The organism is Roseobacter fucihabitans, assembly GCF_014337925.2.
GTDB classification, from domain to species: domain Bacteria; phylum Pseudomonadota; class Alphaproteobacteria; order Rhodobacterales; family Rhodobacteraceae; genus Roseobacter; species Roseobacter fucihabitans.
On record NZ_CP143423.1, the window covers coordinates 810,471 to 832,025 of the forward strand.

The following is a 21,555-nucleotide window of genomic DNA, read 5'->3' on the forward strand; positions in this document are numbered from 1 at the left end:
CCCTTTTTTATGTTCTGGCGATGGGCACAAGTCCGAGTTGCTGTGCCGCCGCCACCGTCAGAACAGCGCCGGTCAAGCCCTGTGTGGTCTGAAAATCCGCAAGGGCGGCTCGGGTTGCGCGATCCAGTTTGCCGGTGGCGGGGCCTGCGTAGAACCCCCGCGCTCTCGGGGCGCGTTGCAGGTTCGCGACAAGGGTTTGCGTCATGTCGGCGCTGCACATGATCTGATACCAGTTTTCCTGACGGGGCTGAATGATTTGGGGGCGCGCCTCGATTTGGTATTGCGCGGGGACCTGGATTTTACCATCCGTGCTGATCTGAGCGGGAGAGATCAGAACCCTTTCGCGCCGTGTTTCAATGACAGCCGGTGTTTCCGTCTTGTCCCAGCAGGTGCCAGGCTCAGCGCCCAAGGGGCCCGTTGCCGCGAGCCCTTTCGGATCTGATGGCGGGGCGCAGGCGATGATCAATGTAAAAACACATGCCGCTGTGATCGGTCGAATGAGTTTGCGCGCGCGCGTCCGGGTCATGGTCATGCTTCTTACTTTGGGTGACCCCGTGGTAGCGGCTTCGCCAATCTGTGACCAGAGGCTTTGCAAAAGCGCCCTGTTGGCACCATGGATGTCAACTACGGCAAGATGCACGCGTTGTTTTTGCCCCGCCTGGGCATGACGTTATCCGTGTTTTCAAACGGTCCGGCCCCGACGAGCACCACCCGGTAAGAAGCGCGTATCGGCATTGATGGCAGAATCTCCGGACGCGTTTCAGCCTGTGATTTACGCGGCATGGCGGGGTCGGTTTCGCGCGGCTGTCGTGGCCGCGATAATAAGACCCCTGGAGGCGCAACAAAGCGCCGGCCCTTTCGAGATCAGTGACACGCGTTGTTAAGGACGCCTGCGACCTCAATCAACGGGGTGGTGGTAGGAACAAGAATAAATAGGGAATATTGTCGCAATCTCCCACCCTCGGGTTTTAAGGGTCGCAAAAGAGGCTGGCGCGTCCTATATCGCCCCGATAGACAGGCGGAAACAGATTACGAAGGGAACGACAGACGTGGCCAAAATTACCTATATCGAACACGGCGGCACCGAGCATGTGGTGGATGTTGCCAACGGCCTTACCGTAATGGAAGGCGCGCGCGACAATAATATCCCCGGGATTGAAGCGGATTGCGGCGGTGCCTGTGCCTGTTCCACCTGTCACGTCTATGTCGATCCGGCCTGGGTCGCGAAATTGCCGGCCAAGGAAGATATGGAAGAAGACATGCTTGATTTTGCCTATGAACCGGATCCCGCGCGCTCGCGTCTGACCTGCCAGTTGAAGGTCACGGACGCGCTCGATGGTCTGATCGTGAAGATGCCCGAAAAACAGATATAATGCACAAGTGGGCGCGGCGTCCGCTGTGGCGGTGCCTGCAAGGTGTCGTCCGCCGCGCGCTGCTGATGTTGTGCCTGTTGCCCGGGACGCTTGCGGCCAGTGATGCGATCATATCGGCCCGCTATGAGGGGCCGACAACGCGGTATGCGCATGATGTGCTCGGGGATGCTATTGAGCATGTCACGCTGCGTGTGGGTCTGGCGAGTGGGGTGACGCGCCGTTTTACCCTGCCGGACGATCTGGTCTTTGAGGATACAGAGCCGCGCATTGTCGATTTGGATTTTGACGGATCGGCGGAGGTGATTGTCGTGGAGAGCAGCCAGTCGCGGGGGGCGCGGTTGGCCATTTACGGTCAGCAGGGGCGGATTGCAGCGACCGATTTCATCGGCACACGGTTCCGGTGGCTAGCCCCTATTGGCGCGGCGGATCTGGATGGCGACGGGCATATGGAAATCGCCTATATCGACCGGCCGCATTTGGCCAAGACCCTGCGCCTTTTGCGCTATCGCGATCAGAACCTGACGTTGATTGCGCAGCTTTCCGGGTTGACCAACCACCGTATTGGTGAGCGCGATATTGCCGGTGGGGTGCGCGTTTGTGCGGGGCGTCCCGAGCTATTGGTGGCTTCGCCAGATTGGTCGCAGATGCTCAGCGTCACATTTGACGGGGCGTTGGCGGGGCGCGTGATTGGTGAGGACACAAGCCGCGCTGCTTTTGCGCGGGCTTTGGCCTGTGCCTCCTAGGTCTCGGGTAATGCGCGCCAGCCGATGTCGCGGCGGCAAAACCCTTCGGGCCAATCAATGCCATCCACCATTGCATAAGCTTTGCCCTGTGCTTCCACCAGCGATCCGGCGCGTGCGGTTACGGCCAGAACGCGGCCTCCCTGCGCGGTGAACTGGCCCGCCTGGCGGCCTGTGCCGGCGTGAAAGATCATGTGGCTGCTGTCCTCGGGCACCTTGTCCACCCCCCCGATGATGGACCCTTTTTGATAAGCACCGGGGTAGCCATTGGCCGCCAGAACAACGCTCAACGCATGATCCGCGGCCCAATTGACCTGCGCTTGTGCCAGCCGTCCTTCAGCGCAGGCTTGCAGCAGATCCAGCACCTGCGCGCCCAGCCGCATCATCAGCACCTGACACTCTGGATCCCCGAAGCGCACGTTATATTCCACCAGACGGGGCGCGCCATCTTCGATCATCAGACCGACAAATAACACCCCTTGGTAAGGTGTGCCTTGCCGTACCATTTCGGCCATCGTCGGTTTCACGATCTTCTCCAGCGTAGCCGCGATGACGTCATCGCTCATCACCGGCGCCGGAGAATAGGCCCCCATGCCGCCGGTATTGGGGCCGGTATCGCCCTCGCCGACGCGCTTGTGATCCTGCGCGGTGCCGATGGGCAGCACGTTTTCACCGTCACAAAGCACGAAAAACGATGCCTCTTCACCGGACATGAATTCTTCGATCACAACTTCCGCGCCGGCATCCCCGAAAGCGCCGGAAAACATGTCATCGACCGCACTCAGGGCCTCATTGATCGTTTGTGCGATGATCACGCCTTTGCCCGCGGCCAGCCCGTCGGCCTTGATCACGATCGGCGCGCCTTGCGCTTGCACATAGGCCCTCGCGGCGGCGGAATCGGTGAAATGGCCATAGGCGGCGGTGGGGGCCCCGGCGGCATCGCAAATCTGTTTGGTGAAGGCCTTGGAGGCCTCTAGCCGGGACGCCGCCCCGCTGGGGCCGAACACCAGAAACCCCGCCGCGCGCAATCGGTCGGAGACGCCCGCCGCGAGCGGCGCTTCGGGGCCGATGATCACGAAATCAATGGCGTTTTCTTCGGCAAATGTGGCGACGGCCCCGCCATCCTCGATATCCAGCGCAGCGCAATCGGCGATTTCGGCAATTCCCGCATTGCCGGGGGCCACGATCAGACGATCACATTTGGGGTTTTGCATCACCGCCCAGGCGAGGCTGTGTTCGCGCCCGCCGCTGCCAAGGATGAGAATGTTCATGGGCGTGCTCCTGATCTGCTTGGCCTTAGGTCCCGCGCGTTCTAAGCTGCGCGCATCCTTGATACAACACCAGAGGCACCATGGACCTGATTGACGATCCCGCACCGGGCCAGAACACGCCCGAATTCACTGTCAGCGAGATTTCCGGCGCGGTGAAACGCACGCTGGAGGGCGAATTTGGCCGTGTGCGGGTGCGCGGCGAGGTCAGCCGTGTGATCAAGGCGCGCTCAGGCCATATGTATTACGACATCAAGGATGATCGGAACCAGCTGTCCTGCACCACCTGGAAAGGGCAGGTCGCCAAGCTCAGCGTGATCCCCGAAGAGGGGTTGGAGGTCATCGTCACCGGGCGCATCACGGCTTATGGGGCGCAATCCAAATACAACATGAACGTGGATGATGTTGCGGTGGCAGGCAAGGGCGCGCTGATGGCGCTTTTGGAAAAGCGCAAGAAGATGCTCGAGGCGGAAGGGCTGTTTGAGCCTGCACGCAAACGGCCCTTGCCCTATCTGCCCGAGGTGATCGGGGTTGTGACCTCACCCACCGGCGCGGTGATCCGCGATATTTTGCACCGCTTGCGGGACAGGTTTCCGCGCAAGGTTCTGATCTGGCCGGTGGCGGTGCAGGGTACCAATTGCGCCCCCGAAGTCACCCGCGCGATTGAGGGTTTCAACAAATTAAGTGTCGGGGGGGCCTTGCCACGCCCGGACCTGTTGATCGTGGCGCGTGGTGGGGGGTCGGTTGAGGACCTCTGGGGCTTCAATGAGGAGAGCGTGGCGCGCGCTGTGGCGGCCTCAAACATCCCGCTGATTTCGGCGGTGGGGCATGAGACCGATACCACGCTGATTGATTACGTATCCGACAGACGCGCCCCGACCCCGACGGCGGCGGCGGAATTGGCCGTGCCGGTGCGCCATGAATTGATGGCCTGGCTGGAGGGGCAGGATGCGCGCATGAAACAGGCGCTGAGCCAGGGGTTGACGCGGCGCGGGCAACGGCTGCGGGATGTTGCACGTGCTCTGCCACGCGCGGAAACGCTGCTCGATACCCCCCGCCAGCGGCTCGATACGGTGAGCGCGCGGCTGGGACCGGCGCTGATCGCCTCTGTGCAGCGGCGCAAAATCCGGCTTGCGGATATGAGCGGGAGCCTGCGGCCTGCGACCTTGGATCGTGCGATTTCAGTTGAAAAGCGACGCTTGCGCGAGACATCGGCGCGTTTGTCCCCGTCGCTGTTACGCGCGGTTGCGTCGCGGCGCGAGCAGTTGGAAGCGCGCGCGCAGCGGTTCCGCCCCGATGCCCTGCGCCAGGAGCATGCGCGCAAGTCCCGCGAGTTTCGCGCGATTTCCCGCCGTCTGTCCGATGCCGGTCAGCGCAATATCACCCGCTGGCGCAGCGGGATCGAGACGCTGGAAAGGCTGCGCCGGACGCTGGGCTATGAGGCGACGCTGGAGCGGGGCTTCGCCGTTGTGCGCAGCGAAGGGGTGCTGGTGACCGACAGCAAAGCGGCGCAACAAGCCACCGCGCTGGAGATCCAATTCGCCGATGGCCGCGTGACAGTCGGCGCAAAACCCGCACCGCGCAAGGTGGCCCGCAAGCCGCCCGAGCAGGGAAACCTGTTTTGAGGCCGTTCAGACGCCGATTTCCGGACCCAGACAGATCATCTCTTGGCCCATATCACCCGCTTCATAGAGCTCGGTCGTACCGGGCAGGTTCTGAAAGCGTGCGATAAGCCCGGAGCCCTTTTCGCTGAAGGTCCAGCACTGCGGGTCATCGGGGTTGTCTTCATAGATGAAGCAGATTTGCCCGCCTTCCTCATACCACTCGCCTTCCTTGCATTGCCCGTCGAGAAACGACCATTGCACGCGGCGGTTGCTCATGTAGCGTTCGGCCCCATAGGACGCGCCACCTTGCCCGTAAAACAGGGTTTTGCCGCGCGTGTAGTCGTCAAATTCCTGAGCCGACATGGGTTCGCCAGCCAGTACGGGGCCTGCGAGAAGGCAGAGGCTCAAAAGACCGGACATACCGTATTTGGACATGGAAAACATAAATAACCCTTACATAGCTGGGGGTGTGAAACGACCAATGCGATGCGTTTGCACTGTGACGATGCGGTGATCTGCATGGGCTTTAGGCCCGCCTGGCGCAGGAGCGGGTGATTTAGGCGCGCGGGTCCTATTGCAGGCGTTTTGCGCCCCGGAAGATGCGGGGACCACCGCGGCGGTATGCCGATTGCCACCCGGTATAAGGATCAAAGAGGATCTGCTTTTGCTCATATTAGGGATTTGTTTACTATTTTCGCACGCCGCCTCCAAGGCCTGGATGATGTCTCAGTTAATGACGGAAGTTTCTGATCAGACACAGAGTGTCGTTTCTGGTGCGGTTCTGCGTCCGTTTTGGTCATATCCTGCGTGAAAACGGGCTGCTATGGTCACGTTCAGAGATTTGAAACCCCGGGCGGCGCGCGCGGGCACGGGAGACGGAAATGGCCTTGGACACAGCAGATAAAACCCCGCGTAAAGGGGTGTGGAAATCCGGCAAGGGTAAAGGACGTCGCCATACCAAAGGCCGCCAGTTGCACGATGAGGCCTGGGATGAGGTGCGCACGCTTCTGGGGAATGCACCACGCCGCGCGGATCTATTGATCGAACATCTGCACAAAATTCAGGACCGTTTCGGGCATCTTTCGGCGGCCCATCTGCGGGCGCTGGCCGAAGAGATGCGCATGTCCATGGCCGAGGTCTATGAGGTCGCGACGTTTTATGCGCATTTCGATGTGGTCAAGGAAGGCGAGACACCGCCGCCCGCGCTGACCATCCGGGTGTGCGATTCGCTGTCGTGTGAATTGGCGGGCGCGCAGGCGCTGAAATCGGCGCTGGAGGAAGGGCTCGATCCGATGGAGGTGCGCGTGTTGCGCGCGCCCTGCATGGGGCGATGCGACACCGCACCGGTGCTGGAGTTGGGGCATGCGCATATCGATCACGCGACGCCGGAAAAGGTGAACGCGGCGATTGAGGCGGGACACACCCACGCCCATATCCCCGCCTATCAGGATTTTGACGCCTATTGCGCGGAGGGCGGATATGCCGTTCTCAGAGATATGCGCGCCAGCGCGGATTGGGAATCGGTGCAGGATAAGGTTCTGGCTTCGGGCCTGCGTGGTTTGGGCGGGGCGGGCTTCCCGTCGGGCAAGAAATGGGGTTTCGTGCGCGCCAATCCGGGTCCGCGCTATCTGGCCGTGAACGGCGATGAGGGCGAGCCTGGCACATTCAAGGATCGCTATTATCTGGAGCGGGTGCCGCATCTGTTCCTGGAGGGCATGTTGATCGCGGCCTGGGCCGTTGAAGCTGAAACCGCCTTTATCTACATGCGTGACGAATACCCCGCCGTTTTGGAAATTCTGGCCCGTGAAATCAAGGCGCTGGAGAAGGCCGGGATCGTGGAGCCGGGCTATATCGACCTGCGCCGGGGCGCCGGGGCCTATATCTGCGGTGAGGAATCCGCGATGATCGAGAGCATTGAGGGCAAGCGCGGCATGCCGCGTCACCGTCCCCCCTTTGTGGCGCAGGTCGGGATTTTTGGCCAACCCACGCTGGTGCATAATGTCGAGACGCTTCATTGGGTCACGCGCATTTGCCGCGAAGGGCCGGAGGTGTTGTCCGCCACCGAAAAGAACGGTCGCAAGGGTTTGCGCAGCTATTCCGTGTCGGGTCGCGTGGCCGCACCTGGCGTCTATCTGCTGCCCGCCGGGTCCACTATCACCGATATCATCGAGGCGGCGGGCGGTATGGCTGAGGGGCATATTTTCAAGGCCTATCAACCCGGCGGGCCGTCCTCGGGGTTGTTGCCCGCCGCGATCCATGATGTGCCGCTTGATTTTGACACGCTGCAACCTTTGGGCTCGTTTATCGGGTCGGCGGCGGTCGTGGTCTTGTCGGACCAGGATTCGGCACGCGCCGCGGCGCTCAATATGCTGCGGTTTTTTGAGGATGAAAGCTGCGGGCAATGCACGCCCTGCCGTGTGGGGTGTGAAAAGGCCGTCAAGCTGATGCAGCAGGACACCTGGGACCAGCCCTTGCTGGAAGAGTTGAGCACGGCGATGGTGGATACCTCGATCTGTGGTCTGGGGCAGGCCGCCCCCAACCCGATCCGCATGGTCATCAAGCACTTCCCCGACGAGATATGAACTGGACCCGTCCGGGTCTTCCCCTTGCCGTGAATTCCCCTTAGAGGGGGGAGAACGGTCAAGGGGGCGCGGGCGTAGATGGCATTTTTCAAGAAACTCAAGGATCGCCTGTTCAAGTCCTCCTCCAAGCTGGATGAGGGTTTGGAGGCGATCGTCGAGGAGGGTGGCGTTGCAGAGAGCGCCGCACCCGCCGTTGATGACGTCATGGCGCAACCGGCGCAAGCATCCGAGGTTGTTGATGATGCGGATGTCGCAGATGCGGCACCTGTTGACACACCTGACGTGTTGCCTGATCCCCTTCCAGAGCCAGAGCCAGAGCCAGAGCCAGAGCCAGAGCCAGAGCCAGAGCCAGAGCCAGAGCCAGAGCCAGAGCCAGAGCCAGAGCCAGAGCCAGAGCCAGAGCCAGAGCCAGAGCCAGAGCCAGAGCCAGAGCCAGAGCCAGAGCCAGAGCCAGAGCCAGAGCCAGAGCCAGAGCCCCGAAGTGCCGACCCTGCTAAATTGGATGCGGGTGCGACACAGGCAACAGCGTCACAGCCTCCGTTACTCCCGGACGATGATCCCGTTGTCACGCCTGTTTCACCCTTGCGCAGGCCTGAACCGATATCCTCAGACTTGATCGCACAGGATACGATGCCAGCACCGTCCAAACCGGGCATCCTGGGCCGCCTGATGGGCCGCTCAAGCGCACAACCGGTGGTGCGCCGTACCCTTGATGATGCGATGCTCGAACAGCTCGAAGAACTGCTGATCACCGCCGATATGGGCGTGGATACCGCCCTCAGGGTCGTGGCGAACATGGCCGAAGGGCGGATGGGGCGCAAACTCTCTGTGCCCGAAATCAAGGACCTGATGGCCGGTGAAATCGCGCGCATTATGGAGCCGGTGGCCAAACCGCTGCCGCTTTATCCGCGCACCCCGCAGGTGGTCTTGGTCGTGGGCGTGAATGGATCGGGCAAGACAACAACCATCGGCAAACTGGCCAGCCAGTTCCGCGCGGCGGGCAAGAGGGTCGTGATCGCCGCCGGGGATACGTTCCGCGCCGCTGCGGTCGAACAATTACAGGTCTGGGGGGATCGCGCGGGCGTGCCGGTCCTGACCGCACCCGAAGGCTCGGACCCTGCCAGCCTCGCCTATGACGCAATGACCAAGGCGCAGGCCAATGGGGCGGACCTGCTGCTGATCGACACCGCAGGGCGTCTGCAAAACCGCACCGATCTGATGGAGGAACTCGCCAAGATCGTGCGCGTGATCCGCAAAAAGGACGAAACCGCGCCGCACAACACGCTCCTGGTGCTGGACGCCACGACCGGTCAGAACGCACTCAACCAGGTCAAGGTCTTCAGCGAAATATCTGATGTCTCGGGCCTCGTGATGACCAAACTCGACGGCACCGCCAAGGGCGGCGTGCTGGTGGCGCTGGCGGATAAATTTGGCCTGCCGATCCACGCCATCGGTGTGGGCGAACAGATCGACGATCTGGATGCCTTCGATCCGCAGGAATTCGCGGATGCCTTGATGGGCCTTGAGCGCGCATGACATGCCCAAACGCCTGCGCCCGTAAGGTGGGCCTTGGGCCACCTTCCTTGCCTGCGTGACCGACTGGCTGATCTCTATTGAGGGCACGGAAACCGGTCACCGTATGGCCCTCGTTCTGGCCTTGATGGCGGCTTTGCTACATGCGGTCTTCGGGGCGCTGCAAAAGGGCCGCCATGATCCCTGGCTCACCCGCGGAGCCATTGATTTCTGTTATATGGTCATGGCCATCCCCTTCGTGCTCTTTGTGGTGCCCTGGCCCGAATCTCATATGTGGCCGATATTTGCCGCCGTCTGGTTGATCCATGTGATCTACAAATTGCTGCAAGCCTGGGCCTATACCAAAGGCGCCTATACGGTGGTCTATCCGGTGGTGCGGGGCACGGGGCCGCTGTTCACGGTGATCGGTGCCTATGTGATCTTCGAGGAAACCTTCACCGGCACCCAATGGCTCGGCATTGCGGTATTGCTTGCGGGGATCTTTGGTCTGGCAATCTATAACATGATCTTTCTGATCTCCGAACGCGACACGCTCAACGCTGCCCTTGGTCTGGCCGTCCTCACCGGCCTCTTTGTCGCGCTTTACACGACCTATGACGCCTACGGCATCCGCGCCACGGCGAACCCCTTCACCTTCCTGGCATGGTTCTTCATGATCGACGGGTTTTTCATGCCCTTGGTCGCGGCTGCGCGGTGGCTGCGCCTGCAGGATCGCCCGACATTGGCCCCCTTGATGATGCGCGGTCTGGTCGGCGGTCTGGTCGCCCCCTTCAGTTTCGGCGCGGTGATGATGGCCACGCGTCTGGACAAGGTCGGCGAGGCGGCCGTCTTGCGTGAAACCTCGACGGTGTTCGCAGCTCTGATCGGCTGGTTGTTCCTCAAGGAGACCGTCGGGCCGCGCCGCATCGCCCTTATGGCATTGATTGCGCTGGGGGCTGTGATAGTGGAGATGGGCGGATAAGGAAGAACAATGTCAGAGATAAAACCGATCAACCCGATTTTGAAACAGGTCCTCGAACTGGGCCCTACCATCCTGTTTTTCCTGATCTATCTGAAGATCAAGGAAGACGTATTTGTGATCGGAGGCACGGAATATTCCGGCTTCATCGTGGCCGCTCTGGTGTTCGTACCGATCCTGCTGGTGGCCATGGCGATCCTGTGGCGCTTGACGGGGCAACTCAGCCGGATGCAGGTCTTCACCGCTTTCATGGTGATCTTCTTTGGTGGCCTGACCGCCTGGTTCAACGATGAGCGGTTTTTCAAGATGAAAACCAGCATCGTTTATGGGCTGTTCTCGGTGCTTTTGGGCATCGGTCTTTTGCGCGGCCAATCCTACCTCGCCTATGTTATGAACGAGATGATGCCGATGCGCGAAGAAGGCTGGATGATCCTGACGCGCCGGCTGTGTGCGATGTTCGCGCTGCTGGCCGTGGCCAATGAGGTGGTCTGGCGCAGCATGTCCACAGATGCCTGGGTCAAGATCGAAACATTTGGTTTTCCGGTTGTTCTGATGGCATTTTTGATGTGGCAATTCACCACCCTGCAAGACCATCTGATTACCGAAGAGCCCGACGAGGAAGCCTAACCCTTTTGGACCGAACTCAAGGCGTCCACCATCGGCTTTGGAATATCCGCAATGCGCCTTGCATCCTTGCCGGTGGAATGGGCGACCTTGCGCGCCAGGTCCACCGAAATGGCGGCTTCAAGCGCCAGTTTGAACCGCACGTTCTTGGCGCATTTTCGGCGTAAATCGTCAAAGCGCCATTCCAGCACTTCGGCCCCCTCTTCCAGCCAGGCCGAGGCCGAACTTGGCGTGCCAATCAGAAAGGCGATCTCGCCCAGAAACAGCTTTGGGGAGAGAACAAAGGCCTGATCCCCTTTGCGCACCAGCGTGGCCCCCTTGATCACAAAATAAAGCTTGCTGCCCGGCTCACCTTCAACGGTGATCTGGCGATCTTCCTCCACAGTATAACGGTGCGCCAGTTTCATCAGCGCGCGAAAATCCCCCGGCGGCAATCGCGGGAAATCGAAATAAATATCTGCATGGGCGGCCGGAATCGCCAGCCGCGAATTGCGCGCAATCAGCGCCGTGAGCCCGCCCAGGTTGGCAAGACCGATCAACAGGCTGACGTAAATGGCCTCCCAAAGGGGGTTTTCCGCGATGGTCGAATAGTAGACGAGATAAATCGCGGTTCCGGCCAGAATGAAAAGGCGCAGAACGATCTGATTTGTGATCGCGAGACCCGCGACATAAAACGCACCTGCGAGATAGACCAGGTTCTGTGGAATGATCACAGATTCGAGCATACGGGCTGACTACCTTTTAACACCACCTTCGGGGTTGTGGCGGCAAATCATTCGCTTTGCAAAGAAAATCGGGACGTAAAGTCTCGCAAAATGCGTCCTTCATATCCGGCGGATCAGCTTTTCTTGAACAGCTTGGCCTGTGCGTCCTTGTCCTTGCGAAAATCAGCGCGCTTTTCTGCATGCAGCGCACGCCCCGCCTGAACCCCCGGTCGCGCGGCCATCATATCCAGCCAACGCGCCATATTTGGTTTATCCTCAAGGCTCTGTTGTTGCCCCTCCCAGAGCGAGGCCCAGCCCCAGATTGCCATATCCGCGATGGAATAAAAATCGCCCGCGACATATTCGTGTCGCGCCAATTCCCGGTCTAACACCCCATAAAGACGTGCTGTTTCCGCGCGGTACCGGTCCTTGGCATAGGGGATATCGTTGGGCGGCTCCATGAAGGGGGCGTATTTCAGGAAGTGATGCGCTTGTCCGGCCATCGGTCCAAGCCCGCCCATCTGCCACATTAACCACTCCGTTACGGCGATTTTTTCGCGCTCGGTGGTGCCGCCAAATTGCCCGGTCTTGCGCGCCAGATATTGCAGGATCGCACCGGATTCAAAGACCGATATTGATGCGCCATCGGGTCCATCCGGATCGATAATCGCGGGGATGCGGTTGTTAGGCGCAACTTTAAGGAAATCCGGCGCGAATTGATCGCCCGCACCGATGTTGATCAGGTGGGTCTCATAGGGCAGCGCCATTTCTTCCAGCGCGATAGAGATTTTCCAGCCGTTGGGTGTCGGCCAGAAATAGAGATCAATAGGCGTGCTCATTATTTTTTCCCTGCGCTGATGTTGCCGCCATGATGCGGTTTTTCATCCTCAGAGCAAGGGGCACCAACGCCGGACCCGTGGGGCCACCCCGCGCAAACCGCACAGGTTTGAAGCGGGACCAGCGCGGCGCGCAAGCTTCAGGCAACAGATGCGCAAGACGTGATTGTGTCAGCGCACCATCGCCCCGCAGGATTGCAGCATAAAGCGCCATGACGCCAGGGCGTTGATAGACGGACCAATGGCTGACGCGGCGCTGCGCGCGCGCAACCGGTAAGCCCAGAAGCGCCAGCGCATTAAGCGTTGTGTCGCAATCCAGTTGCAGATTTAGGGCATTGGGGGCCTGTACCCCCTGGCCGATGGCGCGGTCATTGAGATCGCGGGCGGCGACCAGATGCTCGAAGGCGAGGTCAAACAGGTCGTTTTCGCGGCTCGTTATATTGAACACTTCGGTTGTCATCCCGGCGGGGGTTGCCAGCATGTCCTGGGCCTTGCCGATGAAGCTTGCGCCCGTCAGCAGCAGCATCCGATCAATGCTGGCACCGGGCAGATGGACCAGCGCCGACAGCGCGATTTCCGCGCCCAGCGAATGGGCGATCAGATGCAGGGGGCGGTGAGGTGCCAGCGCGCGTAACGATGCGATCAGGCCCGCCAGAACCGCGCCGAGTTTTGCAGCGCGACGATGCGCCCGCCACAGGGGACCACGCGCGGACCAGGCAAAGGCGATGCACAGGCCTTCATCAACCTGATCGCTCAAAAATCCGAGCGCGCGGGGCCAGCCGTTGGCGGCAGCATTGAAGAGCTTGCGATGCGGGCAATGTGCGGCGTCTTCGGGGGTATATTTATACCCATGCAGCATGATGACGATGGGGCCGGTCTGTGTCGCCTGTGCCGCCAGAACGCGCGCCAGGGGGATGGTGCTGGCATGGTGCTGCAGGCCGTCTTCGGTGGCATTGATCCTGAGCACTGGCATGCGCTGCCCCTTCTACAAGATATTGTGGTCGATATGTGCCATATGCCTAAGACAGTGCGGTGAAATTAATGTTACACCACCGTGACGGTGTTGACGCGCAACAGCCTTTGTCCTAACGATACCGCAGTGGCGATTTGTTACCGGATTGCGGGCCACTTTAAACATTCCGCTAAAAGGTCACCGATGAGGGAACCCCGTCGCGTTGACCGCGTCTGGGGTTTTTTTGTGCCCGATGGGGCTGGAGAGTGAGAAGATGACACGGGATTTGAAGCCACGCACCAAAGCCGTCCACGCAGGCACACGCCGGAGCCAATATGGCGAGGTATCTGAGGCGATATTCCTGACGCAGGGCTTTGTCTATGACACGGCTGAGGATGCCGAGGCGCGCTTTATTGAGGCCGGTCCGGATGAGTTCATCTATGCGCGTTATGGCAACCCCACTGTGGCGATGTTCGAAGACCGCATCGCGGCCCTTGAGGGGGCGGAGGATGCCTTTGCCACCGCCTCTGGCATGGCGGCGGTTTCGGGCGCTTTGACCTCCATGCTCAAAGCCGGGGACCATGTGGTTTCTGCCCGCGCACTGTTTGGGTCATGCCTTTATGTACTCGAGGAAATCCTGACGCGTTTCGGGGTCCGGGTGACGTTTGTGGATGGCGCGGAACTTGCCGCCTGGGCGGCGGCGATAACCGATGACACCACGCTTGTGTTCTTTGAATCCCTGTCCAATCCGACATTGCAAGCCGTTGATATCGAAGGCGTCTCAGCCCTCGCGCATGCTAAGGGGGCCAAAGTCGTCGTGGACAACGTCTTTGCCACGCCGGTCTGGTCCAAGGCCATATCGCAGGGGGCGGATGTGGTGATCTATTCCGCAACCAAACATATCGACGGACAGGGGCGCGCGCTGGGCGGGGTGATCCTGGGCACCCGTGATTACATCCGCAAAACCGTTGAACCTTATATGAAACACACCGGCGGCTCGATGAGCCCGTTCACCGCCTGGGTCATGCTCAAGGGGTTGGAGACGATGGATTTGCGCGTGCGGGCGCAAACGTCCAATGCCACCGCCATCGCGCAGGCGCTTCAGGGGCATGTCAACGTGTCAAAGGTGATCTATCCCGGCCACGCCAGCCACCCCCAACACGCGCTGGTGCAGCGCCAGATGGGGCAGGGGGGAACCGTTCTGTCCATCGAACTGAAAGGGGGAAAGCAGGCCGCCTTTCGCTTCCTGAACGCGATCGAAATTGGCGTGATTTCCAACAACCTCGGGGATGCAAAAACGATCATGACTCATCCGGCGACCACGACGCATCAACGCCTGCCGCAGGATCAAAAAGATGCCTTGGGCATCACGGATGGTCTTGTGCGGATCAGCGTGGGCATTGAAGATGCGACCGATCTGATTGAAGATATTTTGCGTGCGCTGAAGTCGGTTTGATGCTTGTGATGGGGTGTGTGGAATTTTTCTCTACCAGATTTTCGAGGTTTTATGATCCTGTTGGCATCATCTGACGTATCTGTGAGGAGAGTTGGTAAACGGGCGCTGAAGGTCTACCTTCTGTCACAGACACCATCATGAGGGACATAGCGATGAACATCCACACACCCATCCTTGATGCGGCACCCGAGCGCGAAGAGGCCGAAGCGGCCCTGACCCTTTTGCGCAAATGGGCAAAAGGCGCGACGGCAACGGAAATTTTGGAATTGGACCCTTCCGTGGCGCGTCTGGTGCCGGGCGGGGATATGGCCGACTACCCGGCGTTTTCGCGCGAATATCCCGAAGGATTCGAGACCGACGAGGGGTATAAATCAACGCTCCCCGATTTGCAGAACGGGCCGTCCAGCCTGATCCGGGGCGCGCGCCAGCAGATCCAGCATGTTGGCATTTCCAACTTCCGCCTGCCCATCCGGTTTCGCACGCGTGACAATGGTGAGCTGATGCTGGAGACCTCCGTGACGGGCTCCGTTAGCCTTGAGGCCGATAAAAAAGGCATCAACATGTCGCGGATCATGCGCTCGTTTTACAAGCATGCCGAGGCGACCTTTAGTTTTGAGGTGATCGAGGCGGCGCTGGATGATTACATCAGCGATCTGGAAAGCTTCGATGCCCGCATCCAGATGCGGTTCAGCTTCCCAATGAAGGTCGATAGCCTGCGTTCGGGCCTGTCGGGGTATCAGTATTACGATATTGCGTTGGAACTGGTCGAAACCGGCGGTGTGCGCAAAAAGATCATGCATCTTGATTATGTTTACTCCTCAACCTGCCCGTGCTCACTGGAACTCTCTGAACATGCGCGCGCGACCCGTGGACAATTGGCCACACCGCATTCGCAACGCTCAGTTGCGCGGGTGTCGGTGGAAATTGACGATGATGCGGGCTGTTTGTGGTTTGAGGACCTGATTGAGGCCTGCCGGCGCGCGGTCCCGACCGAGACGCAGGTCATGGTCAAACGCGAAGACGAACAGGCTTTTGCCGAATTGAACGCGGCCAACCCGATTTTTGTCGAAGACGCAGCGCGCCTGTTTTGTGAGCAATTACAAGCGGATGTACGTGTTGGTGATTTCCGTGTGATTGCCAGCCATCAAGAAAGCCTGCACAGCCATGATGCCGTCAGCGTCTTGGTGGAAGGCGAAACCTTCGCGGCCGAGAGCCTTGATCCGAAATTGTTCAACACGTTGTTTCACGTCGGATAACCAACGGTGACATCTCGGATCAAACGCGTCCCGGCGGGGTGCGTTTTTTCGTATCAAGCCAAAGCGATAGCGGCTATGCACAATGCGCAATTCTCATACCGCCGCTTTCCAACTATATCGATCCGGGGGAGGGGAACCCGAACAAAAGTGAGAATTTTCGATGGCTTACCAACTGATTGAACGTGAAAATGGCGTTGCGCGCGTATTTTATGCTCTGACCTCCGCCTTGGGCGGTTTTTTCGTTTCCCTGACCCGAGCGCTGATGGCGTCAAGTGCGCAGGCAAAACGCGCGCAGCAATTCAAGGCGTTGCATGATAAATCCGATGCGCAACTGGCGGCGCTGAACATCAAGCGCGATGATATCGTGCACCATGTTTTTCAGGATCTCTATTACTCCTGATCCAATCCACCCCCTGCATGCGCTTGACACCGGCACGGCGCAACGCCAAGCCTGCACCCATGTTGGACCTGCGCCCCGTTGGATATGTGATCGGATTGCTGGTGGCCGTTCTGGGAGCGGCCATGTTGCTGCCGATGTTGGTGGATATCGCAGAGGGGCGCGGTCATTGGCCGGTCTTCATCCAATCCGCGGTCATCACGGTGCTGGCGGGGGGGTTGATTTCGCTGGCCTGTGCAAACGGTGTCAAAGAAGGCCTGACGATCCAGCAAACCTTCCTGCTGACCACCGGCGTCTGGCTTGCCCTGCCGCTGTTCGGGGCCTTGCCGTTTATGTTCGGCGAAACCGAAGCGCGGTTTGTCGATGCGTTTTTCGAGGCGATGTCCGGGCTGACGACCACGGGCTCCACGGTGTTTTCGGGGCTTCAGGACCTGCCCAAAGGGTTACTCTTGTGGCGGGGCATCCTGCAATGGCTGGGCGGCATCGGTATCATTGTTGTTGCCATGGTGTTTTTGCCGGAACTCAAGGTCGGCGGGATGCAGATATTCCGCTCCGAGGGTTTTGATACCATGGGCAAAATCCTGCCGCGCGCCGGGCAGATCGCCAGCCAGATTTCCAGCATCTATCTCGGGCTCACCATGGTCTGCGCGCTGAGTTACCTGGCCTTGGGCATGGATGCCTTTGATGCGACCGTGCATGCTTTGACCACGGTTTCGACGGGTGGTTTTGCCAATTATGACGATTCCTTCGGGGTCTTCAAAGGCAACATAGAAATCGCCGCGACGCTTTTCATGATCCTTTCTGCGCTGCCGTTCGTGCGATATGTCCAATTGCTCAACGGGCAACATAAACCGCTCTGGCAGGACAGCCAGGTCAGGGTTTTTATCATCACTTTGCTGGTCATCACGCTGGTGGTATCGCTGGCTTTGACCCAGCTTTTCCCGCTGGACCGGGCGCAGTCCATCCGCGAGGCTCTGTTCAATGTCACCTCGATCATGACAGGCACGGGCTATGCCTCAACGGATTACATGTTGTGGGGTCCCTTTTTGATTTCCATGTTCTTTTTCATGGGGTTGATTGGCGGCTGTGCGGGCTCGACCACCTGCTCAATCAAAATTTTCCGGTATCAGCTGCTTTTTGCCTCGATCAAGATGCAATTGCGCCGGATCCGCTCACCCAATGGCGTCTTCGTGGTGCGCTATGACAAACGTCCCGTGGGCGAGGATGTCCTGTCCTCGGTGATCTCCTTCTTCATGTTCTTCATCGTGACGCTTGGCCTTCTGGCCGTGGCGCTGAGCCTGACGGGCCTCGACTTCATCACCTCGTTGTCGGGGGCGGCGACGGCGCTGTCCAATGTGGGTCCGGGACTGGGACCGGAAATCGGACCGGCGGGTAATTTTTCCGGCCTCAATGATACTGCGAAATGGCTGCTGTCGGCGGGGATGTTACTGGGACGGCTCGAACTTCTGGCGGTTTACGCCATCCTGACCGTCCAATTCTGGAGAAACTGATATGCAACGCCCCTTGGGTGCACAGATATCTCACATGCTGAAAGATCGCGGTGTCGATGTGATCTTTGGCATTCCAGGCGTGCATAATCAGGAAATGTACCGCGGCATCGAAGAGGCGGGCATCACCCATGTGCTGGCGCGTCACGAACAGGGTGCGGGGTTCATGGCCGATGGCTATGCGCGCGCGACGGGCAAACCCGGCGTGGCCTATGTGATCACCGGGCCGGGGCTGTGCAATATCATGACGCCGATGGGGCAGGCCTATTCGGATTCCGTCCCCTTGCTGGTGATATCCTCTTGTCTGGATGAAACCGCCGCCCAGAAAGGCCAATTGCATCAGATGAAAGATCAGCGTGCAGCGGCTGACACGGTTTGCGACTGGTCCTTGGAAGCGAGAACAGCGCAGGCCGCCTATGCGCTGGTCGACCGGGCCTTCACGGAATTTCAAACGCAAAGCCCACTGCCCAAACATATTCAGGTGCCGATTGCCTGTCTTGAGGCTTTGGCCGAGCCTGCGCCCTTGATGTCGGCCCCACCACGTGGCGTTGGCGTGCGGGCTGAGGATGTGGCCGAGGCGGTGGCCAGGTTGAAAACCTCCAAACGGGCGCTGTTTGTCCTGGGCGGTGGGGCGGTGAGGGCCTCGGAGCAGGCCCGCGCATTGCTGGAGCGGTTGCGCGCGGCCTCCTATGTGACCTACGCCGGAAGTGGGATCGCCGCGCTGGATGATCCCTTATGTTATGGCGCGATGCTGGGCACCGACGCGGCAGTCGCGGAGTTGCGCAAGGCCGATCTGGTGATCTGTGTCGGGACCGATCTGGCGGAGGTGGATCACTATCGCGCTGAATTGGGTCACGATGCCCCGGCCATCCACGTCAATTTGGACCCTGCCGTCCTGAGCCGTGCAAAGGCGGGGGATCACAAACACCTCGCCGATGCCGCCGCCTGGCTGGCGGCTGTGAATGCCGCATTGGTGGGGCATGCCCCGGTGAGCGCGTGGCAAACACAGGAGGTCGCACAGGCACGCGCACGTGGGCGCGCGGAAATCGACGCGGCCTATCCGGGGATCGGGGCGGTTTGTGATGCGCTGCGCGCGGCTGTACCGCGCGGTACGATGATCTATTCTGACATGACACAGATCGCCTATACTGCCAAAATTATCTGGGACATGGACCGTCCCGGCCATTGGCACCACCCTTGCGGCTTTGGGACCTTGGGGTATGCGACGCCGGCGGCCATTGGCGGGGCGATGGCGCGGCGGGGCAAACCAACGATGGCGATCATCGGGGATTACGGGTTCCACTATACCATGCAGGAATTAGGCGTGGCGGTCGAGTTGGGTCTGAGCCTGCCGATCATCCTTTGGGACAATGGCAAGCTCAAGGAGATCGAGGACAGCATGGTGCGCGCCCAGATTGCCCCAAATGCGGTCATCGCGCGCAACCCGGATTTTTGCAAACTGGCCGAGGCCTTTGGCGCGTTGACGCAATCCCCAAAGACGCTGGAAGCGCTGCAAGCGAGTGTCCAACAAGCGTTTCATGCGGATGGACCGACGTTGATTTATGTCACGCCGGATATCACGGGGTGATGGGTGATGTGTTGAGCGGGCTTGTGATGGTCCGTGCGGGCACCCCCCCCTTTGGCCTTGTGAACAGCCAAGCCCCAAGCCCATTGCCAAGGATCTGGAGCCTGTGCAGGGATCAAAAAAACCCTTAGGTTTTAACCCATCCGGTCCACGGTTTTCGGCAAAGTGCGGCGAGAGGCGCGGCTCTGCATAAGGCCGGGGGCCGCCTCGCGGGCTTCCAAGACAAGCGCGCGGGACAGTTATTCCCAGCAACTGACCAATACTGTCATGGCCCGCGCCTGCCGCGTGATGTCTTCGGGGGGCATGGCCTCGGTGCGCTGCGTGCGCGCACCTGCCAGCCCGGCACGTTGCATGGTGGCAAGTATCGCCTCGCCCGCCAAGGCAAACGTCACCTCCTGTGGCAGCTTGCGCTCGGCACCACCGCGCGGCAACAGCATGCCAAATACATTGCCCGCATCGTCAAACACCGGCCCGCCGGCATCGCCGGGCAGAGAATCCAGCGCCAACCGGTTCAGGTTGTTTTCCCCCTGCAATCCACGCAGATCCGACAAGGTGCCAAACGTCATGGTCGGGGCCTCAAGAATCCCCTCATATGAATAACCCGCAACGGCCACGTCGGAAGCAAGGCGCGGCGAAATATCCGCAAAACGTGCAATCTGAGGCGGGGAGAGCTTTGCCGATGGCGTCAGGATCGCGATCCCCAGCCCGGCGTCGAGCGTGCTGATATCCGCCTCGAACTCTTCATCCAGCGTGATGCGCGTGCACGCCTGAACCGCTTCAGCGGTCGTGGCGACAGACCCGTTCTGATCCACAAAGAAGCCAGAGCGCGAAATGCGGGGCTTGCGGACCTGCAATCCGGCAATCAGGTCCACCTGCTGTTGCGCCTCAACACCCGCCGCTGGGTCAAGCACGCCCGGCAGGCGCGTGAAACTCGCCTGCATTTCGGCCAGGAGCCTGGTGCGGCGCTCTTCCTCCCCTGCGGGCCAGACCAGCGTGAAACCCTTGATCTGCCCGTTGCTCAGGGACACCCGCGTTTCGCTGGTGATTTCCGCGTTGCGCCCGGTGATGGAAAACCCGGTTGGTGTCAGGCTGCGCGGACCGTCAAGCGGCACAATTGCCAGCGTCTGCATGATCTCATAGAGGCTATTGAGCGTGTCCCGATTGCCTTCCTGGCTGATCAGCAAGGCTTGTGCTTTGCTTTCATCACCGGCGGTGAAGAGGGCAAAGGGGGCCTGATACCGCTGAAACGCCAGCCTGCCCGTCGGGATCAAAATCTCGATCCCTGTCGCATTATCCGTGACCCGGCGCAGCTCCAGACCTTCCAATACGGCGTTATACTTCTGCAACAGAATGGCGCGCTGGGATGTGGTCAAAATGCCCGTCGCCTCAAAGCCCTTGGCCTGCTGCCAGGCGGTCATGGAATTGCGCGTGCCACGTCCGAATGCGCCGTCGATGGTCGCGCTATAATACCCGGCCCATTGCAGCGCAGTCTGGATTTGGCGCCGTTCGGCTGGCGTCAGATTGCGCTCGTTGTTTCGGGCCTCTGCGGGTGTTTCATCCGGCCCTGCGGTGTTTCCTTGCGCAGGTTGGGAAAGGCCGCCAAGGGTGATGTCGCGCGCGCTGTCGGAAATCACCGGTGCCAGGGGTTCCGGGCTGTCCACAGTGGCCAGGGGTTGTACGTCACGCGGCAAGGTTTCGGTGTCTGGGGGAAAAAATCGGCCCGAAAACGCGGTGCTTTGGGCAATGAAGCTGTCGCGCGGGATGCGCCCATCGCTGCGGTAAAGACGCAAAACCTGCTCAGCGTCCGCCGCCGTATAGGGTCCCAGAACGATCCCAAACCAGTCCCCGCCAAGCGCAAAACCGTTCACATCGGCCAAGGTGCGGGCATAGGCGCGGGCGCGTTCCAACCCGTCTTGCAGGTTTGGCTGAGCTTCGATTTGTATCCAAACCGTCTGATCTGATGACTGCGCGCGCGCAACCTGCACAACGCTCATAAAAACCGCAACAAAAACCACAAATAACCGTATCATGCCAAGATTGACTCCGAACCAAATTTTCTTCGACACTATTAATCAGGAAATGAGCGTGGTGACCATAAGGCATTGGCCGGAATTATCGCGCGCTGCGCAATTGACGCCTCCCACACACCCACGTAGGAAAGGCGCGCAAGAGCAGCCGA

Annotated in this window: 19 protein-coding genes and 1 riboswitch; of the genes, 12 read left to right on the forward strand and 7 right to left on the reverse strand. The window is 59.9% G+C overall.

From position 1 onward, the window contains the following. Positions 1–7: 7 nt before the first annotated feature. Positions 8–526, reverse strand: a complete 519-nt coding sequence (locus ROLI_RS04150; RefSeq protein WP_187430223.1) for a peptidoglycan-binding domain-containing protein — start codon at positions 524–526, stop codon at positions 8–10. 523 nt (positions 527–1,049) lie between these two features. Between ROLI_RS04150 and ROLI_RS04155 the strand changes: the two genes are divergently transcribed. After that, a complete protein-coding gene (locus tag ROLI_RS04155; protein WP_187430222.1) occupies positions 1,050–1,373 on the forward strand; it encodes a 2Fe-2S iron-sulfur cluster-binding protein in 324 nt (107 codons plus the stop codon). Then, a complete protein-coding gene (locus tag ROLI_RS04160) occupies positions 1,373–2,116 on the forward strand; it encodes a VCBS repeat-containing protein (RefSeq protein WP_187430221.1) in 744 nt (247 codons plus the stop codon). The genes ROLI_RS04155 and ROLI_RS04160 overlap by 1 nt, the downstream gene beginning before the upstream one ends. Here ROLI_RS04160 and purD read toward each other — a convergent pair. Beyond that, positions 2,113–3,384, reverse strand: a complete 1,272-nt coding sequence (gene purD, locus ROLI_RS04165) for a phosphoribosylamine--glycine ligase (protein ID WP_187430220.1) — start codon at positions 3,382–3,384, stop codon at positions 2,113–2,115. The genes ROLI_RS04160 and purD overlap by 4 nt on opposite strands. Positions 3,385–3,464: 80 nt before the next feature. On the opposite strand from purD, the gene xseA reads away from it, so the two are divergent. Further along, a complete protein-coding gene (gene xseA / locus ROLI_RS04170) occupies positions 3,465–5,006 on the forward strand; it encodes an exodeoxyribonuclease VII large subunit (RefSeq protein ID WP_187430219.1) in 1,542 nt (513 codons plus the stop codon). 6 nt (positions 5,007–5,012) lie between these two features. Here xseA and ROLI_RS04175 read toward each other — a convergent pair whose 3' ends face one another. Beyond that, positions 5,013–5,420: a hypothetical protein gene (locus ROLI_RS04175; RefSeq protein ID WP_405049019.1), complete on the reverse strand. Its 408-nt coding sequence runs from the start codon at positions 5,418–5,420 to the stop codon at positions 5,013–5,015. A 446-nt stretch (positions 5,421–5,866) separates the two neighbouring features. On the opposite strand from ROLI_RS04175, the gene ROLI_RS04180 reads away from it, so the two are divergent. The 4 genes from ROLI_RS04180 to ROLI_RS04195 all read left to right on the forward strand — a co-directional run bounded on the left by ROLI_RS04180 (position 5,867) and on the right by ROLI_RS04195 (position 10,685). Further along, positions 5,867–7,567, forward strand: a complete 1,701-nt coding sequence (locus tag ROLI_RS04180) for an NAD(P)H-dependent oxidoreductase subunit E (protein ID WP_187430218.1) — start codon at positions 5,867–5,869, stop codon at positions 7,565–7,567. A 78-nt stretch (positions 7,568–7,645) separates the two neighbouring features. Further along, on the forward strand, positions 7,646–9,103 hold the full coding sequence (gene ftsY / locus ROLI_RS04185; RefSeq protein ID WP_338469229.1) for a signal recognition particle-docking protein FtsY: 1,458 nt from the start codon (positions 7,646–7,648) through the stop codon (positions 9,101–9,103). 55 nt (positions 9,104–9,158) lie between these two features. Then, the gene (locus ROLI_RS04190; protein WP_187431148.1) at positions 9,159–10,061 is read left to right on the forward strand and encodes an EamA family transporter; all 903 of its coding nucleotides are present in this window, start codon (positions 9,159–9,161) and stop codon (positions 10,059–10,061) included. A 9-nt stretch (positions 10,062–10,070) separates the two neighbouring features. Further along, positions 10,071–10,685, forward strand: coding sequence for an inner membrane-spanning protein YciB (locus ROLI_RS04195; RefSeq protein WP_187431149.1), 615 nt, complete (start codon positions 10,071–10,073; stop codon positions 10,683–10,685). Here the strand turns inward: ROLI_RS04195 and ROLI_RS04200 are convergent. From ROLI_RS04200 to ROLI_RS04210, 3 genes are all read right to left on the reverse strand, one after another. Further along, positions 10,682–11,407 carry a Crp/Fnr family transcriptional regulator gene (locus ROLI_RS04200; RefSeq protein ID WP_187431150.1) on the reverse strand — a complete coding sequence of 242 codons (726 nt, stop codon included), beginning with the start codon at positions 11,405–11,407 and terminating at the stop codon, positions 10,682–10,684. The genes ROLI_RS04195 and ROLI_RS04200 overlap by 4 nt on opposite strands. Positions 11,408–11,520: 113 nt before the next feature. Further along, entirely contained in the window at positions 11,521–12,225 is a 705-nt protein-coding gene (locus tag ROLI_RS04205) for a glutathione S-transferase N-terminal domain-containing protein (RefSeq protein ID WP_187431151.1), read from the reverse strand. Next, the gene (locus ROLI_RS04210; protein WP_187431152.1) at positions 12,209–13,195 is read right to left on the reverse strand and encodes an alpha/beta hydrolase; all 987 of its coding nucleotides are present in this window, start codon (positions 13,193–13,195) and stop codon (positions 12,209–12,211) included. The genes ROLI_RS04205 and ROLI_RS04210 overlap by 17 nt, the downstream gene beginning before the upstream one ends. 116 nt (positions 13,196–13,311) lie before the next feature. Continuing rightward, a riboswitch (SAM riboswitch) is annotated at positions 13,312–13,388 on the forward strand. A gap of 60 nt (positions 13,389–13,448) precedes the next feature. Here ROLI_RS04210 and metZ point away from each other — a divergent pair. The 5 genes from metZ to ROLI_RS04235 all read left to right on the forward strand — a co-directional run bounded on the left by metZ (position 13,449) and on the right by ROLI_RS04235 (position 19,379). After that, positions 13,449–14,630 (forward strand): O-succinylhomoserine sulfhydrylase, encoded by a 1,182-nt coding sequence (metZ, locus tag ROLI_RS04215; protein WP_187431153.1) that lies wholly within the window; start codon positions 13,449–13,451, stop codon positions 14,628–14,630. 152 nt (positions 14,631–14,782) lie between these two features. After that, complete coding sequence (gene folE2, locus ROLI_RS04220; RefSeq protein WP_187431154.1) at positions 14,783–15,886, forward strand: GTP cyclohydrolase FolE2; 1,104 nt, start codon at positions 14,783–14,785, stop codon at positions 15,884–15,886. A gap of 160 nt (positions 15,887–16,046) precedes the next feature. Then, positions 16,047–16,286, forward strand: a complete 240-nt coding sequence (locus ROLI_RS04225; protein ID WP_187431155.1) for a hypothetical protein — start codon at positions 16,047–16,049, stop codon at positions 16,284–16,286. 17 nt (positions 16,287–16,303) lie between these two features. Continuing rightward, entirely contained in the window at positions 16,304–17,794 is a 1,491-nt protein-coding gene (locus ROLI_RS04230; RefSeq protein ID WP_262386584.1) for a TrkH family potassium uptake protein, read from the forward strand. Position 17,795: 1 nt separating this feature from the next. Beyond that, entirely contained in the window at positions 17,796–19,379 is a 1,584-nt protein-coding gene (locus ROLI_RS04235) for a thiamine pyrophosphate-binding protein (RefSeq protein ID WP_187431156.1), read from the forward strand. Between the two features lie 236 nt (positions 19,380–19,615). Here ROLI_RS04235 and ROLI_RS04240 read toward each other — a convergent pair whose 3' ends face one another. Further along, positions 19,616–21,406, reverse strand: coding sequence for a serine protease (locus tag ROLI_RS04240; protein ID WP_187431157.1), 1,791 nt, complete (start codon positions 21,404–21,406; stop codon positions 19,616–19,618). Positions 21,407–21,555 lie beyond the last annotated feature (149 nt).

What these genes read in the sequence shown, in the direction of transcription:
- ROLI_RS04205 (WP_187431151.1), bottom strand. Translation starts at nt 12,225, where the DNA reads ATGAGCACGCCTATTGATCTCTATTTCTGGCCGACACCCAACGGCTGG.
- purD (WP_187430220.1), bottom strand. Translation starts at nt 3,384, where the DNA reads ATGAACATTCTCATCCTTGGCAGCGGCGGGCGCGAACACAGCCTCGCC.
- folE2 (WP_187431154.1), top strand. Translation starts at nt 14,783, where the DNA reads ATGAACATCCACACACCCATCCTTGATGCGGCACCCGAGCGCGAAGAG.
- ROLI_RS04230 (WP_262386584.1), top strand. Translation starts at nt 16,304, where the DNA reads ATGCGCTTGACACCGGCACGGCGCAACGCCAAGCCTGCACCCATGTTG.
- ROLI_RS04180 (WP_187430218.1), top strand. Translation starts at nt 5,867, where the DNA reads ATGGCCTTGGACACAGCAGATAAAACCCCGCGTAAAGGGGTGTGGAAA.
- ROLI_RS04160 (WP_187430221.1), top strand. Translation starts at nt 1,373, where the DNA reads ATGCACAAGTGGGCGCGGCGTCCGCTGTGGCGGTGCCTGCAAGGTGTC.
- ROLI_RS04175 (WP_405049019.1), bottom strand. Translation starts at nt 5,420, where the DNA reads ATGTCCAAATACGGTATGTCCGGTCTTTTGAGCCTCTGCCTTCTCGCA.
- ftsY (WP_338469229.1), top strand. Translation starts at nt 7,646, where the DNA reads ATGGCATTTTTCAAGAAACTCAAGGATCGCCTGTTCAAGTCCTCCTCC.
- ROLI_RS04200 (WP_187431150.1), bottom strand. Translation starts at nt 11,407, where the DNA reads ATGCTCGAATCTGTGATCATTCCACAGAACCTGGTCTATCTCGCAGGT.
- ROLI_RS04240 (WP_187431157.1), bottom strand. Translation starts at nt 21,406, where the DNA reads ATGATACGGTTATTTGTGGTTTTTGTTGCGGTTTTTATGAGCGTTGTG.
- ROLI_RS04235 (WP_187431156.1), top strand. Translation starts at nt 17,796, where the DNA reads ATGCAACGCCCCTTGGGTGCACAGATATCTCACATGCTGAAAGATCGC.
- ROLI_RS04195 (WP_187431149.1), top strand. Translation starts at nt 10,071, where the DNA reads ATGTCAGAGATAAAACCGATCAACCCGATTTTGAAACAGGTCCTCGAA.
- ROLI_RS04210 (WP_187431152.1), bottom strand. Translation starts at nt 13,195, where the DNA reads ATGCCAGTGCTCAGGATCAATGCCACCGAAGACGGCCTGCAGCACCAT.
- ROLI_RS04150 (WP_187430223.1), bottom strand. Translation starts at nt 526, where the DNA reads ATGACCCGGACGCGCGCGCGCAAACTCATTCGACCGATCACAGCGGCA.
- xseA (WP_187430219.1), top strand. Translation starts at nt 3,465, where the DNA reads ATGGACCTGATTGACGATCCCGCACCGGGCCAGAACACGCCCGAATTC.
- ROLI_RS04225 (WP_187431155.1), top strand. Translation starts at nt 16,047, where the DNA reads ATGGCTTACCAACTGATTGAACGTGAAAATGGCGTTGCGCGCGTATTT.
- metZ (WP_187431153.1), top strand. Translation starts at nt 13,449, where the DNA reads ATGACACGGGATTTGAAGCCACGCACCAAAGCCGTCCACGCAGGCACA.